Source organism: Porphyromonas macacae DSM 20710 = JCM 13914, from assembly GCF_000379945.1.
GTDB lineage: Bacteria > Bacteroidota > Bacteroidia > Bacteroidales > Porphyromonadaceae > Porphyromonas > Porphyromonas macacae.
The window spans coordinates 1-25,237 of record NZ_KB904124.1 but is presented as its reverse complement, the minus strand read 5'-3'; the positions used below and the strand labels follow the sequence as shown (position 1 = coordinate 25,237).

Genomic DNA, 25,237 nt, shown 5'->3' with positions numbered 1-25,237 from the left:
ATGATCGAATGTGTAAACGAACTCTGTGATAAAAGAGTCACCATACCGCCGATAAAAGGACTTGAAAAAATACCTTTGGTAATCTCCAGGAGCTTCGCTTGACGCTCCGGCTTACGAAGTTCCGAAAGTTTCTGTGCTTTAGGATTGTAACTAAAAGCGCAAAAGATGCCCCCAGTGCCATCAATAATAATTTCTTTTTCATACTTATTCTTTCTTTTTTAGAGTATGCAATGTCTTTTTTAGTCTTTTTTATGTATGAACTATGTATGAAAAAACTGACAGATGTTGCCGTTTCCTGAATATAATTTCTGTTATGCCTTGCTTGACCGACTGCGGGATATTATAGAACCATGAACCCCTTCACCTCCTTCGGTTAAAGAACCCGCTTTCATCTTTCCGATACGATAACCCCGGCCGCTTTCAAAACCATAAAAACGATATAGCCAAAACGCATTTGAACGTTATCGTACCAACAGATACCTAAATCAGCGTATGTTACGACAGATATATACCAACAAATAGGGATTGAAGACGTTTCAGGATTAACACAACTTTGCAACGTTGATTATTATATACTTACACCAAAGATATTCCATGAGTAAAACTAAACTCCTTCGCATTTCGGGCATTGTATTGCTTTTGATTTGCCTAATAGGCGGAATAGTTCTTTTCCGTCCTAAACCCGTTCGCGTGGCGGCCGTTAATATGCCGGACTTTATGATGGCACGGATGGCGGTTTCCGTGGACAAAAAGAATATTTCCCTTATTCCGGAAAACGACCTTAAGAAACTAAAGAAATACGATGCCGTCATCGCATTCGGCATGGGACTGAAGTGGACGGATGAGGATCGTGATCTGGTTATGTCTCTCGATGATAAGAAAATTCCCTATATGGTTATGATGAGCCCGAATCCGCAAAACAGCCTCTGCAACATGGATTCCCTGCAGCAGGAAACGCTCATCAAGTATCTCTCAAACGGAGGTACATCCAATTACCGTTCGGGCTTCAATTACCTTCGCCGGGATATTTTGAAAAAATCGTTGCGTGAGGGTACGGTGGCAGAGCCGAAAACCTATGGCTCGGATCTGCTTTTTACACGTGACGATGAAGACCGCTCTTTCAATTCGGTGGAAGAATACCAAAAGTATTATAACGAGCATGGTTATCGAGCCGATGCTCCGCGGGTAGCTTTGCTGACCGGTATTGCCGGTCCGTTTAACGGCAACAGACACTATTTGGACGAAATGATTGCCGGCCTTGAGGCCGAGGGCATGAACGTCTACCCCATCGCAGCCGGAAGCAAACGGATAACTTTTATGGAGGAAATCAAACCGAATCTGGTCATATACCTTGCACACGGACGTTTGGCTGCCGGTAAAAGCGAACAGGCGATCAACTGGCTCAAAGAACACAATGTGCCGCTACTAACTCCGCTCATCGTAGGTACCGAGCAGGAAAAGTGGATGAAAGACCCGAAAGGGATGATGGGCGGCTACCTGAGTCAAAGTATCGTGACACCCGAGCTCGACGGAGCTATCGAGCCTTTTGTTTTGGTCACTCTGCAGACACAATCCGATGGCGTTAAGTTGTTCAAGACTGTGCCTGAGCGCTTGAAAACGTTTACCACGCTCTGTAAAAATCACATTAAGCTGCAAAGCAAGCCGAACAGCGAAAAACGTGTAGCCATATATTACTTCAAAGGACCCGGACAGAACGGCATGGTAGCACAGGGGCTGGAGGTCGTTCCATCACTCTACAATACGCTCAAACATCTCCAAAAAGAGGGTTACAACGTAAGCGGTCTGCCCGATAATGCCGCTGCTTTCGGAAAGATGATTATGGAGCAGGGGGCCATATTCAACAGTTACGCCGAAGGCAGTACCAGCCGCTATCTGAATAGCGGTTATCCCGCTTTCGTCAGTGCCGATACATTGCAGGCATGGCTTCAGGCAAGTATCATGCCGCAGATGATAGACACCCTGACCGCCCACTACGGGCCGGTACCGGGAGAGTATATGACTCTGGAAAAAGACGGACAAAAAGGAATTGCCGTAACACGTATACAGCTGGGGAATATAGCTCTCTTACCACAACCTGCACAAGGAGCCGGCGAGAATAATTTCAAAATGGTTCATGGCTCTACTCCCGTGCCTGCTTATCCGTTTTTGGCTTCGTATCTGTGGACCCGCAATGCTTTCAAGGCCGATGTGATGATGCACTTCGGCACACACGGCAGTTTCGAGTTTATTCAGGGAAAACAGGTTGCACTAAGCTCTTTGGACTGGGGTGACCGTCTGCGTATGGATATGCCTCACGTTTATTATTACACTACGGCCAATGTGGGCGAGTCCATGATGGCCAAACGCCGCAGTTATGCCGAACTGGTTTCTTACCTTGCCGTGCCGTTTATGGACACGGAGCTGGAGGGACAGGTAAAAAATTTCCTGCAACTCACCGACGATTACCTGAGCAAGGAAGAAGATGACGAGAAACTCTCTCTGCAGATAAAAAAATTAGCGGTTAAGGAGGGCTACTATCGCGATCTGAAACTCGACTCCAACCTGAATGTGCCGTTTAGCCGGAGAGATATCGAAAGCCTTGCAGATTTTGTCCAAGAGCTGGCTTCAGCTAAAATTCCCGGAGGGATGTACACCACTTCGGTGCCTTTCCCCGAACAAAAGATCCGGAAGAGTGTGCAATTATTATCGGTAGATCCCATTGCATACGCTCTGGCGATGCTCGACAAGCACAGAGGGTTGATCACGGATGAGGAACTGAAAAAGGAGTCGCTGTATGCCACCCGGTATTATCTGCCTGCCAAAAAGATGGTTATCCGCTATGAACAGCATAGTCCTGCAGATCTCGACAAAGAGCTCCTGGCCTGCGGTGTGAAGCCCGAAGAGCTGGAGCAGGCCAAGGCATGGGATGCAGTCGAAAAAGAAAAGGAGGAAAAACGTCGTCAGATGATGCTTATGATGATGGGCGGAGGCAGTTCGCAACCTCAGGCTTCGGCACAAATGAAAGCTCATAGCGAGGTTAAAAAGAAAAAACCTTCGATGGCGGAAATGATGAAAATGGCTGCTCAAGGAAAAAAGATGCCGAGTAAAGAAGAGATCGCCAAAATGAAGACTGCAGCCAAAAAAGGCAACCCGATGAGTGAAATGATGAAGCCCAAGGCTTTGACTCCGGAAGAACTGAAACAGAAGGAACTTTCCGAAGCCATCGGTACTTTACGTGAAGCCATCGCCAAAGTAAACTACTACAAACGAGCGCTCCATGAAAGTCCGCAATTGGAGATGAAAGCGATGACCAATGCCTTTGCCGGGGGGTATACGGCTCCATCTCCCGGAGGAGACTATATCGCCAGCCCGTCCGTTCTGCCCACCGGCCGCAATCTATTTGCCATAGACGCCGAAACAACACCCACCGAACGGGCTTGGAAACATGGGACGGAGCTTGGGAAGGGACTCCTTGAAGACTATATGGCACGGCACGACGGCGAGTATCCTCAAAAAGTCAGCTTCACGCTTTGGAGCAGCAGCTTTATCGAAAGCGAAGGAGCTACCATTGCCGAAATTTTGTACATGCTCGGCGTAGAACCCGTTCGTGACCGTATGGGAAGGGTTCTGGATGTAAGACTCATTCCTATTCAGGATTTAGGCAGGCCGCGTATCGATGTGGTCGTTCAGACCTCGGGACAGCTACGCGATTTGGCTGCTTCCAGATTGTTCCTCATCCAGAAAGCGGTCGACCTGGCAGCTCAGGCCGACGATGCCGACCCGAACGTAAACCGTGTGGCAAAAGGAGTTAAAGATGCCGAACGCGTTCTGCTCGATAAAGGCATCCCCCCTGCCGAAGCCCGTGCACTCAGTTCGGCACGTGTATTCGGTGGCCTTAACGGAGCCTATGGCACCGGTATACAAAGCATGGTGGAGGCCGGTGACCGTTGGGAGAAAACAAGCGAGATAGCCGATGTATATGCTCATAACATGGGTGCCATTTACGGAACCGATCAGGATTGGGGAGGCTATACGAAAGGTGCATTCGAAGCTGCTCTGCAAAATACGGATGCAGTGGTTCAGCCCCGCCAAAGCAATACCTGGGGAGCACTCAGCCTCGACCACGTTTACGAATTTATGGGCGGTCTGACACTGACCGTCAGAGAATTGACCGGCAAGGATCCGGAAGGCTATTTTAACGATTTGCGTAATCGCAACAGAGTACGCACTCAGGAAATCAAACAGGCCATTGGCGTAGAAGCCCGTACCACACTGCTCAATCCGGCTTACGTTCGGGAGCAACTGAAAGAGGGGGCCGGCGCTGCAGGAGCTATCGACGAAACGATACGAAATACCTATGCGTGGAACGTGATGAAACCCAGTGCCATCGACAACGAATTGTGGGACGGCCTCTTCGATATGTATGTGGCCGACACCCAAAATCTGGGTATCAAAGAGTTTTTCGACAAAAATAACCCGGCAGCCATGCAAGATTATACGGCAGCGATGATGGAAACTATCCGGAAAGGCTTGTGGAAAGCGACACCCGAGCAGATCAAGGCCATAGCCGAACTGCATGCCGAAAGCCTGAAAGAGCACGGCGCCGGTTGCAGCCAGATGGTTTGCGATAATATGAAGCTACAAAACTTCATCGGCCGGCAATTGCCTGAAGATGTATCGAAAGATTATTTGAAAAAGATCGATCAGGCACGTAATATCCAAGCCGAAGACAAACCCAAAGACTCCGATCAAAAGCAACAGGTGCTGAAGAAGGAAGAACAGAATAAAAAACAGGCACAGTCTGCCGCACCGGTAGCAAAAAGCAGCAAACGCAACGGTATTTTCATTGCGCTGGGAATAATCTTCGTAATTTTGGTAGCGATATTATTGAAACGCCAAAGGGATCGTAAGAAATCAAACTGACGCAATGAGCGAACTACTGCTGATCATCAGCATTGTGGCAGTAATCAAACTGCTGATAGAGGAGGCACAGAGAGCCTCCATAGGGGTGCGTATTGTGCATGCCGTTCTCTTTGTCCTCTATATCGTTTGGATTCATCCCATTTGTCTGAATATAAGCAAACTTTCGGTCGATGCCTGGCTGGCCTCGGCCGAAAGTTTACAAAATATAACGCTGGCTGTTATTGCAGACCTTATGCTCTGCCTCTTGCTGGCTACTGCAAATGAGGTAAGTAAGCCCGACAGGAGATATATCAAATATTACGGTCCGGGACGTGCCGTGGCAGCAGTATTGCACAGAGCCGCACCTCTGCTGCCCCCGCTATTGGCCTGGCCGGCTCTTTTTTACCTTCGTATCGAATTGCTTTTCGACCTGACAGGAGTTTCCTTTATCGGTGTAACCGCTACCATGGCGGTATGCGTGGCGGCAATAGTCGTCTTTGCGCCGCAAATTTGCAACTCCCTGCATTTCAAAGCGGAAATGCGCAAGGAAATGAGCATCCTCTGCTCGCTGTTCACTTTGGCTGCGGTGGTCGGTGCAGGTGTGCTGACACTGGAAAACCATGTTTACGGTTCGCCGGCCATAGACCCCGACACGGGTATTCTTTTGGCTGCCATCGCTGCAGGAGCAGGGGGCGGCTATTTGATTTTCAATTTGAAACACAGACATAGCAATAAAAACAACGTATAAACAATGAAACTGATTTCCGATGTAATGTTCTGGATCTCCAATGGCCTGCTTATCCCGGTTATTGTGGGATTGATTATTCTCTTCGTGATGGCCGTACTGATGCTTGGCGGCCTGTTCGGTTCGCGCCAACACTACCGCCGCAGGGTAGCCAAATACGGCCGTCTGTTTGCCAAAGTCAAAGAAGACGGTACGGCAGAGCTGCGCAAAAAACTGGAAGAAGCTGCAGGAGCAACCCCGTTCGAGCGCGTAGGCCTGCACTTATTCACAGCAAGCGAAGCCGAGCGCAACTATCTGATAGGCAATTACGAGTTGGAAATCGAACGCAGACTGTCCAACGCCAAAATACTCACGAAGTTCGGCCCTATTTTAGGACTTATGGGTACGCTTATCCCAATGGGACCGGCTCTCGTCGGACTTAGCACGGGCGATATTTCATCCATGGCATACAACATGCAGGTGGCTTTCGCCACCACTGTTATGGGCATGTTTGCTTCGGGCGTGGGTTACCTCTCCCTGCAAATCGTCAGAGGTTATAACCATAAAGATTTACTTTGGCTGGATTTCCTTAACGACACACTGAAAGATGAGCAAGCGAAGGAGATTTAACGAAGAGGAGGCAGACCCATCGAGCTTGCTTTCCAATCTTTTCGATGTGGCCATGGTGTTTGCCCTTGCCCTGATGGTAGCTTTGGTTGCGAAGTTCAATATGACCGAGGTTTTCTCGCAAGAGGACTATACCATCGTAAAGAACCCCGGCAAAGACAACATGGAGATTATCATGAAGAAAGGCGAAAAGATTGAAAAATATACGCCCAAAGAAGATCAGGAGAGCAGTAAGCAGGCCAAAGGCAAACGGGTAGGAATTGCTTACCAGCTCGAAAACGGAGAGATTATCTACGTGCCGGAATAGCGTAGCGGGAGAGCTGTCTTTTTCAGTTATCCTGCTCATTATTGCCGCAGATTCCCCGAGCAAACGAAACAATAAAGATGCACCCGCAATCGCTCCAATGAGTTTTGTTGCGGGTGCGTTGCATAATACCGGCGGTGAATATCCGTGGAACATTTCAAAATAAAACCTTAGTTTTGCAAATGTATAAACCCTTAAAACAGGGAATCGGATATTCAATATAATCTTAAAACAATCATGGCTAAGTCGATTGATTTTTTTCATGCGAAACCGGAAAATTGGAATTGTGCACAAGCCGTTCAAAAAGGGTTTCAGCAGATTACGGGTCTTACAGATGAGGAAATAGAGCTTCAATATCGTCCCAAAGGTGGCGGACGGGCAGAAGAGGGCTTGTGCGGTGCACTGTATGCAGCAGAACAAATAGCCAAAGAAAAAGGGCTTCCTTCCATCAAACAGGAGTTTATTGCCAAAGCAGGAGGCTGTACCTGCAAATGTCTCAAACAGGAGTTACAATTCCCCTGTGCCGATTCGGTAAATTTGGCGGAAGAACTGTTGACTGCCCGTTTGGTCGAAAAGCTAAAAGGAAAATAGCGTGCTAAAAAAGATGCACAGGCAGAAACAACAGCCCGGCGCTATCTATTTTACATTTTCTGACGGAGGAACCGGAATAATCCGGCCTCCGTTTTTGTTTCTTTGTAATGCGCTCTGAATCAACAGCTTATATAGATAAAGTATTTATATCGCCTGACGGCTCGAAAATCTTGTTAAGGAAAATAAAAATCCAAGTTAACTTCGTTGAAAATTCTTCAGGCAAAGAAAAAAAATCCATTGCGCTAAAAATTTCCAACCATCGGGCAGCGGTATTTTCAGTACACGTCAGTTTTTCTCTTGCAGGAAACTTCATCGTATACAGTTCTATCAAGCTCGGCAGTGTACACCCCAGATACATTGGACTGCGTGCGACCGGGATATTCACAATACCCACCTCTGTATATCATCCATTCTGATTGTTACCATCCTTTTTTTCGGAAAGCCATTCCTCGCCGAGGGGAATTTTGTCCGCGTCTTGCGAATCTTTGGGAAGAGAGCCGGATCCGCATACACAGGAATTTGCTTTCCCAATGGGATTTTAGGCGGAAAAAGAGTATATTTGCGCCAAATTAAGATGCTGTATTGTAGCCATATAGTAGGTAAACGGCCTTGAGCATGGCACAAAGAAAAACAGAACAGCAACAGTAGATTTGCGAAAAAAGAACAACGATGAGCCGAAAATTTCCGGAATATAACCGACTGAACATGTCGGAAGTGAACGAAGAGATACTACGTCTGTGGACTGCAGAAGATCTGTTTAGAGAGAGCTTGAAGCTGCGCGAAGATGCCCCGTCATTTGTTTTTTACGAGGGACCGCCCTCAGCCAACGGTATGCCGGGTATTCACCACGTAATGGCGCGTACGCTGAAAGACACGGTCTGCCGCTACAAGACGATGAAAGGCTTTTTGGTCAAACGCAAAGCCGGATGGGATACGCACGGCCTGCCCGTAGAGTTGGGTGTGGAAAAGACATTAGGCATCACCAAGGAAGATATCGGCAAAAACATTTCGGTGGATCAGTACAATGAGGCCTGCCGTCAGGATGTGATGAAATACACCAAGGAGTGGGTGCAACTGACACAGAAGATGGGCTACTGGGTGGATATGGACGACCCTTACATCACCTACGACAACCGTTACATCGAAACGCTGTGGTATCTGCTCAAACAAATCTACAACAAAGGATTGCTCTATAAGGGCTATACCATACAGCCATACAGCCCTGCAGCGGGAACAGGCCTCAGCTCTCACGAGTTGAACCAGCCGGGTTGTTACCGCGATGTAAAAGATACCACCTGTACGGCACAGTTTTTAATACGTGAGCCGAAACCCGAAATGACAGGCTGGGGCGACGCCTTTTTTCTGGCATGGACGACCACCCCGTGGACTCTGCCCTCCAATACCGCTCTCTGCGTGGGGCCGGGCATAGACTACGTTGCCGTTCGCACTTACAATCCTTACACCGGTTTAGCCATGACAGCCGTTATGGGCGAACCGCTGTTACATACACTCTTCGATGCGAAATATGAAGGCGAAGAGGCTCTGAATAATTATAAGAAGGGTGACAAACAGATACCGTATGTGATTACCGGACGCTGGAAAGGATCGGAGCTTGTGGGTATGGCGTATGAGCAACTCATCCCCTGGGTAAACCCGGGTGAAGGGGCTTTTCGCGTCATAAGCGGCGATTTCGTGACCACGGACGACGGTACGGGCATCGTACACATCGCACCTACATTCGGTGCGGACGACAACCGCGTGGCCAAGCAATTCGGCGTACCGGGACTGTTAATGATAGACAAAGACGGCAACGAACGTCCGATGGTAGACCTCAAAGGACGCTTCTTCCGCATCAAGGATCTGGATTCGAAATTCCTCAGAGAGCGGGTGGACGTTCCGCTATACGATGTGTATGCAGGCAAATACGTAAAGAATGCTTACGATCCGAAAAAAGAGGAAAGCGACGAAACGCTCGACGTGGAGCTGAGCGTTATGCTAAAGATGCAAAACCGCGTATTCCGCATAGAGAAACATACACACAACTATCCGCACTGCTGGCGTACGGACAAACCCGTACTCTATTATCCGATGGACAGCTGGTTTATCCGCAGCACGGCCTGCCGGGAGCGTATGATCGAACTGAACAAAACGATCAACTGGAAGCCCGAAAGTACCGGCTCCGGGCGCTTCGGAAAATGGCTGGAAAATCTTCAGGACTGGAACCTCAGCCGAAGCAGATACTGGGGTACGCCGTTACCTATCTGGCGAACGGAAGACGGACAGGAAGAAATCTGTATCGGCTCCGTGGAAGAACTTTACAACGAAATAGAGCGTGCAGTAAAGGCCGGTCTCATGGAAAAGAATCCGTATGAAGGCTTCGAGCCGAATGTCTTCACCAAAGAGAATTACGACCGCATAGATTTGCACAGACCCTACGTGGATAACATCACGCTGCTTTCGCCGGGAGGCAAACCGATGAAGCGCGAAACCGACCTGATAGACGTCTGGTTCGACTCGGGTGCCATGCCTTATGCACAGCTGCACTATCCGTTCGAAAACAAAGAATTGATAGACTCGGGCACTTACTTCCCCGCAGATTTCATTGCCGAGGGGGTAGACCAGACACGCGGCTGGTTCTTCACGCTGCACGCCATCGCCACCATGGTATCGGACAGCACGGCATTCAAGAATGTTATCAGCAACGGTCTGGTGCTCGACAAGAACGGTAACAAGATGAGCAAACGATTGGGCAATGCCATCGATCCGTTTGCCACAATCGACAAATACGGCTCGGACCCCCTGCGCTGGTATATGATCACCAATTCTTCCCCGTGGGACAATCTGAAGTTCGACCTCGACGGAGTGGAAGAGGTGGTACGCAAACTGTTCGGTACGTTGTACAACACCTATCAGTTCTTCGCCCTGTATGCCAATCTGGACGGCTTCAATGCCATCGAGAAGCAGGTTGAGCATGCCCGGAGACCGGAAATAGACCGCTGGATACTCTCTACCTTAAACTCTCTCATCCGGGAAGTCGACACACAGTTCGACAACTACGAACCCACAAGAGCCGGACGGGCTATCAGCGACTTCGTTACAGAGCAGTTGAGCAACTGGTACGTACGTCTCTCACGCCGCCGTTTCTGGGGCGGAGAAATGACCGAAGACAAACTTTCGGCCTACCAGACCCTCTACACCTGTCTGCTCACCGTGGCTAAACTGATGGCACCGATAGCGCCGTTCTATGCAGACCGGCTCTACCGCGACTTGTTGGGCAGTTGCAAAGGATGCGATGCCAGTGTGCATCTTTCCCTTTTCCCGAAAGCCGAACAATCATTGATCGACCTGAAGCTGGAGCGCAGCATGGCTATGGCACAGACCGTTTCATCCATGATTCTGGCTCTGCGCCGTAAGGTAAATATCAAGGTAAGGCAGCCGCTGCAAGCCATCATGATACCGATCCTCGACGAAGAGCAGCGCAATGCCATCGAACCCGTCCGTGGGCTGATCATGAACGAAGTGAACGTAAAAGAGTTGCGCTTCGTGGACGACTCGGAAGGAATGCTGGTAAAACGCATCAAACCGGATTTCAAGAAGCTGGGGCCGCGCTACGGGAAAATTATGAAATTGCTGGCCGAAGCCATTAACCAAATGAGCCAGGAACAGATAAATATGCTGGAACGCAACGGAAGCATCAAACTGACGGTCGGCGGAACGGAAGCCGAAGTAAACAGAGACGATGTGGAAATCGTGAGCGAAGACATACCGGGTTGGCTGGTAGCAAACGAAGGAGCCTTGACTGTGGCTCTGGACATTACGGTTACAGAGAGTCTTCGTCATGAAGGGTTGGCACGCGAGTTGGTAAACCGTATACAAAATCTGCGTAAGCAGAACGGCTATGAAGTTAGCGATCGTATCATGCTGACCATAGCAAACAGTGAAATTATGAACCCGGTTATCGAAGGATACCGTGACTATATCTGCCGCGAAGTGCAGGCAGACCAATTAACCGCAGAAGTTTCATTAACCGAAGGTGCAGAGCTGGATATGGATGACTTTGTACTGAGGGTAAACATCTGCAAGAGATAAGGTATTCATCCATATCGACAACCTTAGTAAAAAGAGGATACTATGAGCGAAGAAAAAGTAATACGCTACTCTGACGAAGAACTGGCAGAGTTTCGTGAGATAATCCTGAAAAAATTGGATCAGGCGAAAAGAGACTATGATCAATTGCGTGCGGGAGCCAGCAACAACAGTGGAAACGATGTGATGGATACATCGCCCACCTTCAAACTGCTGGAAGAGGGGGCAGCTACATTGAGCAAAGAAGAGGCCGGCAAAATGGCGCAGCGTCTCTCCAAGTTCATTCAAAACTTGCAAGCCGCTCTGATACGCATTGAGAATAAAACGTATGGCGTTTGCCGGGAAACAGGCAAACTGATACCGAAAGAGCGTCTGCGTGCAGTGCCCCATGCCACATTGAGCATCGAGGCAAAGCTAAATGAAAAGAAATAAATGACACTGAAAAAACATAGGCGTAAGCAGGGTTTCATCGCTGCCGGGCTTGTCGTGCTCTTACTTTTGACAGACCAATTGATTAAGATCTGGATCAAAACTCACATGGTCGAGCATCAGATGTATAATATTCTGCCATGGTTCAAGATCTACTTTCTGGAAAATGAGGGTATGGCATACGGCATCAAACTGGGCAGCAAACTTTTTCTTACGGTTTTTCGTATCATTGCCATGTCGGTGGCAGCATGGTTCGTTTTTGTGCTTGTCAAGCAGAATAAATTCAAAACGAGCTTTATTGCCACTCTGGCTTTGATTGTGGCAGGAGGTATCGGAAATATTTTAGATTCCATTTTCTATGGAGCCTGTTTCAGCAGCAGTGTAGGGCAGGTAGCTCAATGGGTTGCACCGGGTACGGGGTATGCATCGTGGTTTCACGGGAAAGTAGTGGACATGTTCTACTTCCCGATCATACAAACCACCTATCCTTCATGGTTCCCGTGGAAAGCCGGCGAACAGTTCGTTTTCTTCAGTCCGGTATTCAATTTTGCCGATGCCTGCATCTCCGTGGGACTGATTGCGTTGATTCTTTTCTATCCGCATACTTTGAGCCGGGCTTTGGATTCGGTTTTGCACCGGAACAGGCAAACAACCGGGCCCACAGATATACTGTAAAAGACAGGGAAACGTTCAAAGACAATAAGGGTGCACGTCAAGGCTTCTTTATTTCATTACTAAATATCAGACAAGGTTATGCGTACAGTTTCTGTTCGCTCGTTATTCATCATCTCCGTTTTATGCCTGCTAAACGCTTTATTTATTAGCGGATGCAAAAAACGCAGCTGGAATAAGCTGAGCCCCAAACAAACAAGAGAAGTGATGATGGACCTGGCCATCACACGCAGTCTGATACAGAGCAGAGGGTATGAGCTACCGGATTCAACCCGCCAGGCAATATACGATGACCTCTTCGCCCGTCACGGCGTAACCCAGCGCGATTATGACAGCACTCTCGTCTGGTACACTCGATACAAAATCAAGTCGCAGGTGGTATATACGCAAATGGTGAGAGATTCCCTGAAACAGATAGAACAATTGCTGGCGGAAAGAGAAGCGGAAAAAACAAAGTCGGATAATGCAATAGAACAATACGACAAAGACTCCGTTAACTTCTTAAAAAACGTTTTGCTCTGGTTTGCCCCTGAACATGAGCAGATCAATCACTTTGCACAACTGGATTTAACGACATCACCGGAACCCGATACCGAGTTCCGCCTCACGACAAGAATACACGGTCTTTCTCTTAAAAATAAAACAGACCTGAAACTGAATCTCATCATGGATCTGGACGACAGCACGAGCCTGAGCAAAGAAATCCGCATCCTGAGGAATGGCCTGTTCGAGCTTTCCCAAACCGTTCCCCAAGACCGTAAAGCCTTACGTATAAAAGCTTTTCTCCGAAGCAATACCTACATCTCGGGGTTGGATTCCGTAAACCGGAAGATACCGGATTCGGCACACCGCATCTTGGTGGACAGCTTCGCCGTTGTGCGCTATACCCCTGCCGTGAAAGAAAATGTGAAAGAGAAAAAGACCACGAAAGAAGGGAAAGAAAAATTTGAAAAAGAAGCGATTGACGACAGGGAGACAGAAGAAAAAGAGAAGATCGCCGACGAGACGTCTTTAGAGTAATAAAAAAGAAATGAAACCGACGCGCTATACCATGCACTACTTGTGCGTACAAGGCTGCCGGGCTAAGAATGTGCTTGTCACACCCACCTCGCCCGGACGTTTCGAATTGACTCCGTTTATTTCGGAAACAGAGAAAACCATCTTCTTATCAGGTACAGCCTGTCTTTATCCTACAGCCTGTGGAAAAACCGGTTTACCTCCGGATACTGCTCAGCCGGCAACCATCGAACACCTTAACCGCTTGCTCACCCATCATCCGCATTGGACTCTCGATTTAAGCGCCTGTTATTAAGCTGCGCCTCTTTTCATACAGCCTCTTTCGCAAAGTTAAGAGTATCAGTCGTGGGGTGGGGTAATATGGAAATATATCCATATCTTTGTAGTGTCAAGGTAATATACTGTTCTTTCAGGCAGTATATGTAAGGGAATCCGGTGTAAATCCGGAGCTGTTCCTGCAGCCGTAATTTCCTGCCAATTTATTTGCCGATTCTTGGTGCCACTGTGGTCGCTATATCATGGGAAGGCGGGCGAATGAAGGGAAAGAGTCGGAAGACCTGCCGCAGACAAACACTTAAACGTAAAAACTTAAACTTCCAGGAGAAGAAGTTGCAGGAAGCCTCGTGGTCAGACTTCAGTAAAAAAGATTTGAAATGTCCCGGCGTATATGAATGGGGATATTTGCGGCATAAGGAATCCCGGTTTCAATGGGTTTTCACCGCTCGACGATTGAAGATCTTTTTCTCTCGCTATGGCACGAACAATTTCCCTTCTGTTTAAGATATTGATAACATGAGTTGCTCGCTCCGTTATATTCCCTGTCTTTTGACCGGGATCGTATTTTCCGTTTGCACATCTTCTTTTGCGCAAACTTCTCGCTCCGATACGACACAAGTTCAACAGCATTTGGAGCTTCAGGAAGTGGTCGTTACCGGCACAGGCACGTTGCATCACTCCGATAAGGCTCCGGTACGTACCGAGGTTATCACGCGCACTCAGATAGAGGCTTTGCAAGGGCGTACGGCGGAGGAAATTCTTTCCATGCTCAGTCCCGCTTTCGATTTTTCACCTTCCGACATGGGCTCGGGCATTACTCTCGGAGGTTTTAGCAATAAATATATTCTCATTCTGGTGGACGGCAAACGTCTTCATGGCGATCAGGGCGGGCAGAACGACCTCGGCAAGATCCCCACCGAGTCAATCCGCCGTATCGAGATAGTGAAAGGGGCAGCCTCCTCGCTCTACGGATCGGATGCCATGGCCGGCGTTATCAATATCATCACCAACCGCAATCAGGCTCCTTTCAAAATCGAAAACTCCACCCGTACCGGTTCTTACGGCGATGTGCAGCAGTATAATCAAATTGCTTTCATGGGCTCTAACCTGAGCAGTGAGACCTCTTTTTCTTTCAGACACTCCGACGGCTGGCAAAACACAACGCAGGAGTGGTTTAAGAAAAAAGTTGTCGAAAACTCCGTTACCAAGACTGCCAATCGCTATTCGAACTGGACAGTCGAACAGCTATTCCGCTATGATTTCAATGCCCGCTGGTCCGTCTATGCCGGCGGTGAATGGTACGGGAAGAATATGTATCGCCCTACCGGCAACCCGCAGTGGAGCAATTTCAATATGCGTTACCGCACCTGGGGAGCACGTACCGGTCTGCAATTCGCCCCGAATGACAGGATACAGTACACCCTCGACTTTGCCTATGACCTCAACGACTACTATCACGTTTACACAACGCTGACTCAGGAAGAGTACGTAGACGAAGACGGAAATCTGTTGCATCCCATTTATGAGAAAGGCGACGTATCACGACAAAGCCGTCAGCAACGGTTCACCGCACATCTGAAAGGAGTACATGATTTGAAAAGTCATCGTATCAGCGCCGGTGTAGAGTTTATCAATGACTGGCTGGATGCGCCCTATCGCCTGCGCTCCAAACATGCCGATGCTTATACGCTGGCAGCATATGCTCAGGACGAGTGGCAGGTTTCACAATCCCTTTTCTTGACACCGGGGGTACGCTTTGTAACCCACAAAGAGTTCGGTTTGGATTTTGCTCCCAAGGCTACATTGCTCTACCGGAAAGGAGCGTGGACGCTCAGCGGCACTTACGCCCGGGGCTTCAAGGTGCCCGGTATCAAAGAGCTCTATTATCACTACGAGCGTTTTATGGCTGCCAATATGCGCCTTTACACAGGAAACACCGATCTGAGACCCGAGCATAGCAATTTCTTCTCCCTGAGCGCCGACTACAAACAGGGGCCGTTCAAAAGCTCGGTCACACTCTTTTACAACAGCATCAAAAATATGATTGCACTGGTGGAGGTGCCTCGTGAAAAACTGGATTATGTGCGAGGCATAGACAAACGTATGCAGTACAAGAATATGGAAGAGGCTTTGAGTCGCGGAGCGGATGTAGATTTCAGTTACCGTATCTCTCCCCGCTGGACACTTGGAGCTGCTTACAGCTTCCTGTATGCCGACGGACATTTCATCAACGACGACAACGAGCGCGTATACCACATGCTGGAAGGCAGCGTTAAACACCGCGGCACGTGGCGTGCAGCCTGGACAGGTAAGGCGCTTAAATTGAAAAACGGCGGCACATACACGCCCGGCATATCGCTCTTCGGCCGTGCCCAAAGTCAAAAATACAGTTATAACTACGGGCATGCCGACGGTTATATGACCTGGCGCATCGACTCTTCGCACAGATTGAAGTTCGGACGGCAGTGGGGCATTACGGCACATGCCGGAGTAGACAACCTGTTCGACTATAAAGAAACGAAGCCTTACGGCCTGCCCTATGCTTCCAATACCCCCGGGCGCACTTTCTACGTCAGTGTGGCCGTAAACTTCAATCAATGGAAATAATTCTTTGAGCGTATAATTTTTTAATAATGATCCACATGAAGAAACTGATTTATTTGCTGCTCGCCCTCACGGTGACAGCCTTTTTTACCGCTTGTAAAAGCGACGATGAACCCAAAGACAGCCAGAATGAACTTACGAAAATCGATAAGAAAAACGATACGGCTCTTCTGCTCGTAACTTTCGGCAGTACATACGAAGCCCCTCATGCAACCTTCAAAGCCATGGTCAGCAAGTTTAAGGCCAAGTATCCCAATACCGATGTTTACCTCTCTTTCACTTCCACCACCACCATCACTCGTTGGGGTGCCAAGACGAAAGAATATTTTGCTACGCCCGATAAATGGTTCAAAGCCATCAATAAAGCCGGCTACAAAAATGTTTATGTACAGTCTCTGCACGTAATCCCAGGCGAAGAATTTATCATGCTCAGGGACTATTACATCAAAAACTTCAAGAAAGATATGGCTGCTTTGGCAGAAGCCGGCAAGCCTCATACCGAGAAACTCTACTTCGGTATGCCTCTGTTGTATGAAAAAGAAGACATCGAAGCCGTGGGAGAAGCATTGTACAATATCTACAAAAAAGATGTCGAAGCCGGTACCGGTGTGGCTTTCATGGGACATGGAAACCCCGAAGACAGCTATTCGTATGCCAACAGCAAGTATCACGAAGTTGAAAACTACTTGAAAAACAAAAACAAAAACTTCTTCGTAGCCACAGTGGACGCGTTGGATATGCTGGCAGGCAACTACCTGATACCCAATATCAAGAAGCAGTTACCTGTCGGATCTTCCATTAAACTGGCTCCTATGATGAGTATTGCCGGCGATCATGCCAATAACGACATGGCCGGCGACAAGGACGACAAGGCAAAGCCTGAAGAACAGAGCTGGCGCATCCAACTCAGCGAGTTGGGTTATAAGGTGCCCATAGAGAACTGCGTGCTGAAAGGCTTGGCAGACTATGACGCCATCCTTTCCGTTTGGATGAAGCACCTCGACAGGGCTATCAAAGAAGCCGAGAACATCCTCGAATTCGAATAACAACCTTTTAACTTTTTATAAAGAGCAGAGATTGCCGGCAATATGCCGCAGTCTCTGCTTTTTTGTTTGCTTTCAAAACGATTGCCTGACGATTGAAAATTCTTAGCGCAACGGATTTGTATTCTTTGCCCGAAGGATTTTCAACGAAGTTAACTTGGATTTTTTTTCTTTGCCTGAAGAATTTTCAACCTGACGTGTACTGAAAAAAGTTGACACTCGGAGCGGTTAAGTTCGCGATTAAATTTACACTGTTTTTCCTAAAGTCCATTTTGAGGTTTACGGTTTTTTTGAGCTATCTCAAAAGTATGCAGAGATATAAAATTGTATTTTCTTCAATGAACCAAAAGCATGCTTTCTCTATTTATTGAATATAATCTTTGATCTAATAATTAAGAGTATGAAGTATAATTTCGATACCGTTATTGAGCGCCATAATACAAACAGTGTTAAATATGACGACTTGCAGGCGCGCTGGGGGCGCACGGATCTTTTACCCATGTGGGTGGCTGATGCCGATATGGCTTCTTGCCCGATTGTGATCGACAAGCTAAAAGAGCGTCTCGAGCATCCTGTTTTGGGTTATTCGCTCGAGCCCGAAGGCTGGCGAACGGCCATTCAATCTTGGCTGAGCAGGAGATACCGCTGGAAAATCGAAAAGGAAGAGCTGATGTTTATTCCCGGTATCGTTCGCGGTATCGCTTTTGTTCTTGTTCATTTCTGCAAACCCGGAGACAGGGTGGCCATGCTCTCTCCCGTATATATGCCATTCTTCGATGTGCCCAAGGCATACGACATCGAAGTTGTGCAGAGTCCGCTGAAACTTGTCGACGGACGCTACGAAGTCGAATTTGAGCTTTTGGACAGGGATACCAGGGATGCCAAATTTTTTATTCTCAGCAATCCGCATAATCCGGGCGGTCGGGTATGGACGCCCGAAGAGCTTCGTTGCATGGCCGAGATCTGCGCCAAAAACAATTGTGTTGTGATATCCGATGAAATACATGCCGATCTGACCTTACCCGGTTCTGTACATACTCCTTTCGCCACCGTTTCGGATGCAGCGCGTGACAATAGCATTTCTTTTCTCTCGCCCAGTAAGGCCTTCAATATACCGGGTCTGGCGAGCTCTTATGCGGTTATTCCCAACAAAGAGATATACAAACCTTTTGAGCGGTTCATGACCGGTGGCGAGTTTAACATCGGACATCTGTTCGCTTATCTTGCCGTGGAGGCAGCTTATACTCCCGAAGGGGAAGAGTGGCTGAATGAGTTTCTGCGGTATATTCAGGCCAATATCGACTATGCCGTGGACTATATCCATCGAAATATTCCCGGCATTGTGCCTATGCGCCCCGAAGCATCTTTTCTTATTTTCCTTGATTGTAGAGGTTTGGGACTCGATGCCGACGGTATCGACCGACTGTTTGTAGAAGATGTCCGGTTGGCTCTGAACGATGGTCGCTCTTTCGGCCCCGGTGGCGAGGGTTTTATGCGCATGAACGTAGCTTGCCCGCGTGTTACTTTGGAAAAAGCATTGAAAAGTCTGGCCAAAGCAGTCTCTGATTTTAATAAATAACAGTTTTTGAGCACTCTTTTTCTTTATTTTCAGAAAATTAAATCACTCTTTTTGTGTATTTATGCTTGTAAATAGAGGCAAACCGAAAAAGAAATGGTTATATTTACATAGACACATAAACAAATAAGAAAGGAGCGTTTATTATGAACAAGGATCAAAAGAATGAAAAAGATGAGATCGTAACACTGGCGATACACTCATTCGGAGAAGCTCAAATCCTCAAAACCATGCTGGAGAGCGAAGGCATACCGGTGCAACTGGCCAATGTAAATCTTATTCAGCCCGTTGTTTCAGCAGGAGTGCGGGTGCGCATCAACAAGAAAGATTTGCCTCATGCTTTAAGTATCATCGAACAAAGTCACTTTTCGGAAAGTGCCATAGCCGATGAGAAAAGGGCCGGTGCGATGAAAGAGGAAAGTTATGTGCTTATTCCCGTCGACTTCGAAACCATGACCGAAAAAATCTGCGATATGGGCATACGCTATGCAGCACGCCATAAAATGAGCATTGTCATATTGCATGCACACTACAATCCTTTTTATCCGGCGCCGATGTTCGTGGGCGATGTCAATACCATTCCCGTGGCAGATGAGGTGATACTGCGTAAAACGCTGGAAGAAGTGCAAGGCAAGATGGATACTCTCAAACGGCAAATCTCGGAAAAGATGAAATCCGGTGCACTGCCTAAGGTGGAAATGAAAATGATGATTCGAGATGGTGCCCCTGAAGAGGTGATCAAGGGATACAGCCACAGACACCGCCCTAATCTGATCGTGATGGGCAGTCGCAGCAAAGAGAAAAAAGATGCAGACTTGATCGGAAGTGTTGCCGCCGAAATTATGGACAGCAACCGCGCTCCGGTTTTGGTCGTACCGGAAGAATCGCATATCAGCGATTTCAGCGACGCCAAAGAGGTAGCCGTGGCCACCAGCTTCGAGCAGAGCGATCTGGTACTCTTCGAGCGTTACATACAGCTCTTCGGTCATCTCAATCCGCGTTTCCACCTCTTTAATATCTCCACCAATGACCGTCAATGGGATGAGATACAGCTGAATGCCATCAGAGAGTATTTCAAAAAACAGTATCCCACTCGTCAAATCGAAGTGAATATGCTGGATGCCGGAGATTTCGGTACGGCTTTGGATATATTTACCACCCGGGAGAAAATCGACCTGATTGTGGTGAATACCTACAAGCGAAACTTTCTGCGTAAGCTTATTTTCCCGAGCAAAGCCCGCCGCATGCTCTTCTATGCAGATACTCCGCTGTTGGTGATGCCTCACTGATTTAGTCGAGAATTCACTCTTTTTCAATACCTTTGTGGCTGCAATTTGAGATGAAATATCGCATTTCGATCCGGTAACGGAGACAATTTTTGCGATGAAATCTCAAAATGCAGCCATTTATTGTATTAAAAGTTGTAACCAATGGTAAATAAGTTGAAATCATCATGGCGGTCTTTTCGCTCTAACGCTGCACAGTGTTGGAGGTCTGTTCGCGGCTGGTTTTACAAGTACCCTTGGTTGAAGTATGTCATCGTACTGGTCCTCTTCTTTATTATCCCTTTACTTTTCGGAGATTCGAATATTTTCAGGCAATTGAAGAATTCGAGACGCATCGGCGAACTGCGGCATGAGGTTGAACTACAAAAGAAGCTCTTTCGTGCAGACAGTATCAAGCTGGAAGAAATCCGTGCAAATAAAGGTGGTGTGGAGCATACAGCGCGCGAGCTTTATTACATGAAAGCGGAGGACGAAACGATTTTCCTGATTGTGGACAGCACGGAGCAAACCGGCGAGAATAAACGATAACAATGAAACGATATCGATTTACCGACATCCTTTATATTTGCTCCGGTCTTTTGCTGATTATCGGAGCTTTTTTCGGGTTTGTCCGGGAACTGTGGGTAAACATCGTTTTTGCTCTCGGTGCAGCAGGATATCTGTTGTCTTTTATGCTTACCCCTCCGAAAAATAAAGATTTGCGCTCCCGGAGGTTGCACCGTATGGGATTTTTATCCGGTCTTCTTTTCGGTATAAGTGCCGCTTACCGGTTTATCGGCCGGGGACAACAGGAATGGCTGTTGTTTTTTGCTTTAGGATTGGTTTTTATGATTTATGCCAACCTTCTGACAATCAAAAGAAAGAATAAACAATAATAAAAAGATGAGGAGTCGAATCGGAACGCTTTCGAAGAATTATAGCTCCTCAAACGAAGATGAATAAAAAGAAAACTGCCACAATGCGTCCTTTGAAAGAAAAACCGGCTCAGAACTACACAGTAAAGGAGTCTGCCGAGCTATTGGACTTTCTGCTTAGGGTAGCCATGCCCGAGAGGAGCCGTACTACGGTCAAGCAGTTGCTTCGCGACGGCTATTTGGGAGTCAATGGAGAGCGAACGTCTCAGTTCGACCGCACCTTGGGGGTGGGCGATGTGGTGACACTGTTCCCTAATCCCAAACCGGAGGATTTCAAACATCGTCTGCTTAAGATTGTCTATCTCGACGATCATATCGTTGCGGTGCAAAAGCAGGCAGGTATCTCCACCGTGGCAAGCGGTAAAGATCATAAGAATACGGCTCTACGGATCGTTTCGGATTATCTTAAACATGTGGAGCCGGGTAGCATGCTTTTTATGCTCAACCGTTTGGACAAAGATACGACCGGGGTAATCCTTTTTGCCCGGAATCCCGAAATCCAAAGAGAGATCATCAACAACTGGCGGCGTGTCGTGCCGCTGCAACGTTTTATGGCTGTAGCCGAAGGGCAGCCCGAAACAGATGAAGGGTTATTGCAGGGCGGAGAGGCTCGCGAAGCTAAAAGAGGAGGCCGGGGAACCGATAAAAGAAAGCAGACCGGCGTTCCAGCAGGTATCGGGGCAGCCCGTTACCGGGTAATGAAACGCGGAGCTTTTTGCTGCATGATGCGAATCGATTTGCTGAAAGGACGCAATCCGCAAATCCGCAAACAACTGGCCTCTTTGGGGATGCCTCTTGCAGGAGATCATCACAATGGCAGCATAAACAAAAAACTCAATGCCATAGCCCTTGCGGGCACACGCATAGAGTTTATACACCCTGTTTCTCATGAACGGATGGTGTTCGATATGCCTGTGCCGGCAATCTTCAACAAATTGATGCGTACTTCGGCACCCAAAACAACCAAAGAAGATGATAATGAATAAGACGATCAACTAAATAATAACTTTAATCTTGTAAGCAACCACGAAATGAACAAAATTAAATTCACTCACATAGCTTTGCTGTGTGTTTTCGCCTTAACATTAATTCCTCCTTCCATTGCCCGTGCTCAGATATATGAAAACGTAGTAGAGTGGAGTAAATCGATCAAAAAAGGTGCTTCCGACGAAGAGCGTATCCTGGAGTTTACCGCTACGCCGCAAGATGGTTGGCATGTATATGACCTTAACTTACCCGAAGGTGGTCCGCAGTCCACAGAGTTTATTTTCGATAAAATAGAAGGAGCCGAGCTGGTTGGCAAACCTTTTACGAATATCAAACCCGATGAGGTTTATGATAAGAACTTCGGCATGACCTTGCGCTGGTATCATTCAGCCGTCGTATTCAGCCAGAAGATCAAGATTACAGATCCGGAAAAGTTCGGCATAACAGGAGCTGTGCGCTATATGGCTTGCAATGATGAGACCTGTACGCCTCCGACCGAATACGAATTTACCTTCGGAGCTGCCGAGTCCGGCTCTGCTACTGAAGTTGCTATGACACCCGGAACAGGGGTAACGGAAACCAATAGCGAAACTTTGAATAAGGCAACGCCGGATGCTTTGGATCCAGAAAAAGCAGATAACGCTGCCAAACTGGGAGGAAAAGCCGAACTCTGGACCCCTGTGGTCAGCGAGCTGAGAAGCTATGGAGACGAGACGCTGGGACGTGCAAGCAGCTCTCTCTGGAAAGTTTTTCTTTACGGTTTTCTGGGTGGTTTGATTGCTCTTCTTACTCCTTGTGTATGGCCTATGATACCGATGACGGTGAGTTTCTTCCTCAAACGCAGCAAGGACAGAAAGAAAGCCATCCGCGATGCCATCACCTACGGTTTGGGCATCATCATTATTTACCTTACGCTGGGATTGTTGATTACCGGAATTTTCGGCGCAAGCGCGCTTAACAGCCTTTCCACCAGTGCGGTATTCAATATTATATTCTTCCTCTTGCTGGTCTTCTTTGCCGTTTCTTTCTTCGGCGCTTTCGAAATCGTACTACCGGCAAGATGGACGAACAAAATGGATCAGAAAGCCGACAGTACAACCGGCTTGCTCTCTATCTTCTTCATGGCCTTTACGCTCGTGCTGGTTTCTTTCTCTTGTACCGGCCCGATTATCGGTACGCTGTTGGTAGAAGCCGCCACCATGGGTTCCTGGTTAGGCCCGGCCATCGGTATGTTCGGCTTTGCTCTGGCTTTGGCTCTGCCTTTCTCTTTCTTTGCCGTATTCCCCAATATGTTGCAGTCCATGCCCCAGAGTGGAGGCTGGCTGAACTCGGTGAAAGTGGTACTGGCTTTCCTCGAACTGGCTTTGGCATTCAAGTTCCTTTCTGTAGCCGACCTCGCATACGGATGGCACATCCTGGATCGTGAGGTATTCGTTTCTCTTTGGATCATCATTTTTGCCCTGCTTGGTTTGTATCTGCTTGGCAAGCTGACGTTTCCTCACGATACCCCCGTGGAGCGTGTATCCGTGCCTCGCCTCTTCATGGCCATCGTATCGCTTGCATTTGCCATGTATATGGTGCCCGGTTTATGGGGGGCACCGCTAAAGTCCATCAGTGCTTTCGCTCCTCCGTTGAACACACAGGACTTCAACCTCTACAAAGGAGAAGTACACGCACAGTTCCAAGACTACGATACCGGCATGGAATATGCTAAGAAAGTGGGTAAACCGGTATTGATCGACTTTTCCGGCTACGGCTGTGTAAACTGCCGTAAGATGGAGAGTGCAGTATGGATCGACCCGCAGGTTAACGGTATTCTGAACAATGATTATATCCTCATTACCCTTATTGTCGACGATAAGACCAATCTGCCCCAACCGATAGAGATCAAGGAAAACGGCCGCACGCGCAAGCTTCGTACCGTGGGCGACAAGTGGAGCTATCTGCAACGCAGTAAATTCAACTCCAATGCCCAGCCTTTCTACGTGCCTCTGGATCACGAGGGTAAACCTCTCGGTCCGTCGCGCCAATACGATGAGGATGTTAACGGGTATGTAAAATTCCTGAACAACGGTCTTACCGAGTTTAAGACTCGTACCAACCGCTAAGCGAATAAAATCATGCACACTCGCGAAGAACAGCTCCGGGCGTTCAGCCGTCTTTTAGACGTGCTGGACCGCTTGCGGGTGGAATGTCCCTGGGATCGCAAGCAAACGAACGAGAGCCTGCGTATCAATACGATCGAGGAGGTTTACGAACTGTCGGAAGCATTGCTGGCGGATGATCCTGCGGAAATCAAGAAAGAACTGGGCGATGTGCTGCTTCATGTATGCTTCTATTCGAAGATCGCTTCCGAACAGGGTCGTTTCGACTTGGCCGATGTGGCTGACGGTATTGCAGAAAAACTGATTTTCAGACATCCGCATATCTATGGCGATGTGAAAGCCGATACTCCCGAAGCAGTGGAGCGCAATTGGGAGCAAATCAAGCTGAAGGAGAAAGACGGCAACAAAACTGTTTTGAGCGGTGTGCCCGGCTCCCTGCCCTCCCTGATCAAAGCCATACGCATACAGGACAAAGCCCGTGGCGTAGGTTTCGACTGGGATAAACCCGAGGATGTCTGGCCGAAAGTACAGGAGGAACTCAGAGAGCTGAAGCAGGCTGTTGCGGGCCATGACCCCGAACAGATGGAAGAAGAGTTCGGCGATGCCATTTTCAGTCTCATCAACGCCGCTCGCCTTTACAAGGTTAACCCGGACAATGCTCTCGAGCATACTAACCGCAAGTTTATTAACCGGTTCGGCTATATCGAAGCCAAGGCAAAAGAGCAGGGGCGCACCCTTAAAGAGATGACCCTCGGGGAAATGGAAACTCTTTGGCAGGAGGCCAAACGAAAGAAGCGTGCCGAATAGCTATACAACGATAACTTTGGTTTTATAACAAAGGGGCTGTGTCAAAATGAATTTTGGCGCAGCTCCTTTTAGTTTTGGTTTGTGGTTGGTTAAGCCACCGGTTTTAGCCTTTGAGGGATATTTTTGTGTTTTTCGAGGAGGTGGAAGCGCATGAGGCCGAGATTGAGGGTTGATATAGGTCTTTTGGGAGTGTTTTTCGCCTTTCGAGCAACCTTAGCACATAGTTTCTTCAGATTAAAGGCCATAGCTAGAAAGGCGAAGTCCATCTTGACCTGCTCTAAGCCCAT

General features: G+C 48.0%; 21 protein-coding genes and 1 riboswitch. Of the genes, 19 read left to right on the top strand and 2 right to left on the bottom strand.

All coding sequences use genetic code 11. The features are described from left to right. Positions 1 to 594 precede the first annotated feature (594 nt). The 6 genes from A3GI_RS0100110 to ileS all read left to right on the top strand — a co-directional run bounded on the left by A3GI_RS0100110 (position 595) and on the right by ileS (position 11,237). Entirely contained in the window at positions 595 to 4,923 is a 4,329-nt protein-coding gene (locus A3GI_RS0100110; RefSeq protein ID WP_018359434.1) for a cobaltochelatase subunit CobN, read from the top strand. A 4-nt stretch (positions 4,924 to 4,927) separates the two neighbouring features. Further along, the gene (locus A3GI_RS0100105) at positions 4,928 to 5,650 is read left to right on the top strand and encodes a hypothetical protein (protein WP_018359433.1); all 723 of its coding nucleotides are present in this window, start codon (positions 4,928 to 4,930) and stop codon (positions 5,648 to 5,650) included. Positions 5,651 to 5,653: 3 nt separating this feature from the next. Further along, positions 5,654 to 6,256 (top strand): MotA/TolQ/ExbB proton channel family protein, encoded by a 603-nt coding sequence (locus tag A3GI_RS0100100; protein WP_018359432.1) that lies wholly within the window; start codon positions 5,654 to 5,656, stop codon positions 6,254 to 6,256. Then, positions 6,234 to 6,560 (top strand): DUF2149 domain-containing protein, encoded by a 327-nt coding sequence (locus A3GI_RS0100095; protein WP_025079411.1) that lies wholly within the window; start codon positions 6,234 to 6,236, stop codon positions 6,558 to 6,560. The genes A3GI_RS0100100 and A3GI_RS0100095 overlap by 23 nt, the downstream gene beginning before the upstream one ends. Before the next feature lie 234 nt (positions 6,561 to 6,794). Next, the gene (locus tag A3GI_RS0100090) at positions 6,795 to 7,148 is read left to right on the top strand and encodes a hypothetical protein (RefSeq protein WP_018359430.1); all 354 of its coding nucleotides are present in this window, start codon (positions 6,795 to 6,797) and stop codon (positions 7,146 to 7,148) included. A gap of 669 nt (positions 7,149 to 7,817) precedes the next feature. Beyond that, positions 7,818 to 11,237 (top strand): isoleucine--tRNA ligase, encoded by a 3,420-nt coding sequence (gene ileS, locus A3GI_RS0100075; RefSeq protein WP_018359428.1) that lies wholly within the window; start codon positions 7,818 to 7,820, stop codon positions 11,235 to 11,237. Here ileS and A3GI_RS11940 read toward each other — a convergent pair. After that, positions 11,172 to 11,522, bottom strand: coding sequence for an SWIM zinc finger family protein (locus A3GI_RS11940; protein ID WP_394330182.1), 351 nt, complete (start codon positions 11,520 to 11,522; stop codon positions 11,172 to 11,174). The two genes, ileS and A3GI_RS11940, sit on opposite strands and share 66 nt — an antisense overlap. Between A3GI_RS11940 and A3GI_RS11935 the strand changes: the two genes are divergently transcribed. The 13 genes from A3GI_RS11935 to mazG all read left to right on the top strand — a co-directional run bounded on the left by A3GI_RS11935 (position 11,421) and on the right by mazG (position 24,950). Next, positions 11,421 to 11,666 carry a TraR/DksA family transcriptional regulator gene (locus A3GI_RS11935; protein WP_394330181.1) on the top strand — a complete coding sequence of 82 codons (246 nt, stop codon included), beginning with the start codon at positions 11,421 to 11,423 and terminating at the stop codon, positions 11,664 to 11,666. The genes A3GI_RS11940 and A3GI_RS11935 overlap by 102 nt on opposite strands. Then, complete coding sequence (locus A3GI_RS0100065) at positions 11,667 to 12,338, top strand: lipoprotein signal peptidase (RefSeq protein WP_018359426.1); 672 nt, start codon at positions 11,667 to 11,669, stop codon at positions 12,336 to 12,338. A gap of 78 nt (positions 12,339 to 12,416) precedes the next feature. Then, a complete protein-coding gene (locus A3GI_RS0100060; RefSeq protein WP_026215805.1) occupies positions 12,417 to 13,355 on the top strand; it encodes a DUF4296 domain-containing protein in 939 nt (312 codons plus the stop codon). A gap of 10 nt (positions 13,356 to 13,365) precedes the next feature. Next, positions 13,366 to 13,647: a hypothetical protein gene (locus tag A3GI_RS0100055; RefSeq protein ID WP_018359424.1), complete on the top strand. Its 282-nt coding sequence runs from the start codon at positions 13,366 to 13,368 to the stop codon at positions 13,645 to 13,647. Positions 13,648 to 13,726: 79 nt separating this feature from the next. Beyond that, positions 13,727 to 13,931: riboswitch (cobalamin riboswitch) on the top strand. A gap of 213 nt (positions 13,932 to 14,144) precedes the next feature. Continuing rightward, the gene (locus A3GI_RS0100050; protein WP_018359423.1) at positions 14,145 to 16,235 is read left to right on the top strand and encodes a TonB-dependent receptor plug domain-containing protein; all 2,091 of its coding nucleotides are present in this window, start codon (positions 14,145 to 14,147) and stop codon (positions 16,233 to 16,235) included. Positions 16,236 to 16,270: 35 nt separating this feature from the next. Beyond that, positions 16,271 to 17,278, top strand: a complete 1,008-nt coding sequence (locus A3GI_RS0100045; RefSeq protein ID WP_025079413.1) for a sirohydrochlorin cobaltochelatase — start codon at positions 16,271 to 16,273, stop codon at positions 17,276 to 17,278. Positions 17,279 to 17,675: 397 nt separating this feature from the next. Further along, on the top strand, positions 17,676 to 18,854 hold the full coding sequence (locus A3GI_RS0100040) for a MalY/PatB family protein (RefSeq protein WP_018359421.1): 1,179 nt from the start codon (positions 17,676 to 17,678) through the stop codon (positions 18,852 to 18,854). 143 nt (positions 18,855 to 18,997) lie between these two features. Further along, on the top strand, positions 18,998 to 20,140 hold the full coding sequence (locus tag A3GI_RS0100035) for a universal stress protein (protein WP_018359420.1): 1,143 nt from the start codon (positions 18,998 to 19,000) through the stop codon (positions 20,138 to 20,140). A 141-nt stretch (positions 20,141 to 20,281) separates the two neighbouring features. Next, positions 20,282 to 20,665: an FtsB family cell division protein gene (locus tag A3GI_RS10115; protein WP_018359419.1), complete on the top strand. Its 384-nt coding sequence runs from the start codon at positions 20,282 to 20,284 to the stop codon at positions 20,663 to 20,665. Positions 20,666 to 20,667: 2 nt separating this feature from the next. Then, positions 20,668 to 21,012, top strand: a complete 345-nt coding sequence (locus A3GI_RS0100025) for a hypothetical protein (RefSeq protein WP_018359418.1) — start codon at positions 20,668 to 20,670, stop codon at positions 21,010 to 21,012. A 59-nt stretch (positions 21,013 to 21,071) separates the two neighbouring features. Beyond that, positions 21,072 to 22,037 carry a pseudouridine synthase gene (locus tag A3GI_RS0100020; protein ID WP_018359417.1) on the top strand — a complete coding sequence of 322 codons (966 nt, stop codon included), beginning with the start codon at positions 21,072 to 21,074 and terminating at the stop codon, positions 22,035 to 22,037. Positions 22,038 to 22,082: 45 nt separating this feature from the next. Beyond that, positions 22,083 to 24,146: a protein-disulfide reductase DsbD family protein gene (locus A3GI_RS0100015; protein ID WP_018359416.1), complete on the top strand. Its 2,064-nt coding sequence runs from the start codon at positions 22,083 to 22,085 to the stop codon at positions 24,144 to 24,146. Between the two features lie 12 nt (positions 24,147 to 24,158). Further along, positions 24,159 to 24,950 carry a nucleoside triphosphate pyrophosphohydrolase gene (mazG, locus tag A3GI_RS0100010; RefSeq protein ID WP_018359415.1) on the top strand — a complete coding sequence of 264 codons (792 nt, stop codon included), beginning with the start codon at positions 24,159 to 24,161 and terminating at the stop codon, positions 24,948 to 24,950. 89 nt (positions 24,951 to 25,039) lie between these two features. Here mazG and A3GI_RS11700 read toward each other — a convergent pair. Beyond that, positions 25,040 to 25,237 (bottom strand): hypothetical protein (locus tag A3GI_RS11700; RefSeq protein ID WP_018359414.1); only part of this gene is annotated, 198 nt, incomplete at its 5' end.

Excerpts from the sequence above, each read along its gene's own strand:
- A3GI_RS0100100 (WP_018359432.1), top strand. The coding sequence starts at position 5,654 with ATGAAACTGATTTCCGATGTAATGTTCTGGATCTCCAATGGCCTGCTT.
- A3GI_RS0100015 (WP_018359416.1), top strand. The coding sequence starts at position 22,083 with ATGAACAAAATTAAATTCACTCACATAGCTTTGCTGTGTGTTTTCGCC.
- A3GI_RS0100110 (WP_018359434.1), top strand. The coding sequence starts at position 595 with ATGAGTAAAACTAAACTCCTTCGCATTTCGGGCATTGTATTGCTTTTG.
- A3GI_RS0100105 (WP_018359433.1), top strand. The coding sequence starts at position 4,928 with ATGAGCGAACTACTGCTGATCATCAGCATTGTGGCAGTAATCAAACTG.
- A3GI_RS0100095 (WP_025079411.1), top strand. The coding sequence starts at position 6,234 with ATGAGCAAGCGAAGGAGATTTAACGAAGAGGAGGCAGACCCATCGAGC.
- mazG (WP_018359415.1), top strand. The coding sequence starts at position 24,159 with ATGCACACTCGCGAAGAACAGCTCCGGGCGTTCAGCCGTCTTTTAGAC.
- A3GI_RS0100055 (WP_018359424.1), top strand. The coding sequence starts at position 13,366 with ATGAAACCGACGCGCTATACCATGCACTACTTGTGCGTACAAGGCTGC.
- A3GI_RS0100040 (WP_018359421.1), top strand. The coding sequence starts at position 17,676 with ATGAAGTATAATTTCGATACCGTTATTGAGCGCCATAATACAAACAGT.
- A3GI_RS11935 (WP_394330181.1), top strand. The coding sequence starts at position 11,421 with ATGGATACATCGCCCACCTTCAAACTGCTGGAAGAGGGGGCAGCTACA.
- A3GI_RS0100035 (WP_018359420.1), top strand. The coding sequence starts at position 18,998 with ATGAACAAGGATCAAAAGAATGAAAAAGATGAGATCGTAACACTGGCG.
- A3GI_RS10115 (WP_018359419.1), top strand. The coding sequence starts at position 20,282 with ATGGTAAATAAGTTGAAATCATCATGGCGGTCTTTTCGCTCTAACGCT.
- A3GI_RS0100065 (WP_018359426.1), top strand. The coding sequence starts at position 11,667 with ATGACACTGAAAAAACATAGGCGTAAGCAGGGTTTCATCGCTGCCGGG.
- A3GI_RS0100050 (WP_018359423.1), top strand. The coding sequence starts at position 14,145 with ATGAGTTGCTCGCTCCGTTATATTCCCTGTCTTTTGACCGGGATCGTA.
- A3GI_RS0100020 (WP_018359417.1), top strand. The coding sequence starts at position 21,072 with ATGAATAAAAAGAAAACTGCCACAATGCGTCCTTTGAAAGAAAAACCG.
- ileS (WP_018359428.1), top strand. The coding sequence starts at position 7,818 with ATGAGCCGAAAATTTCCGGAATATAACCGACTGAACATGTCGGAAGTG.
- A3GI_RS0100090 (WP_018359430.1), top strand. The coding sequence starts at position 6,795 with ATGGCTAAGTCGATTGATTTTTTTCATGCGAAACCGGAAAATTGGAAT.
- A3GI_RS0100025 (WP_018359418.1), top strand. The coding sequence starts at position 20,668 with ATGAAACGATATCGATTTACCGACATCCTTTATATTTGCTCCGGTCTT.
- A3GI_RS0100060 (WP_026215805.1), top strand. The coding sequence starts at position 12,417 with ATGCGTACAGTTTCTGTTCGCTCGTTATTCATCATCTCCGTTTTATGC.
- A3GI_RS0100045 (WP_025079413.1), top strand. The coding sequence starts at position 16,271 with ATGAAGAAACTGATTTATTTGCTGCTCGCCCTCACGGTGACAGCCTTT.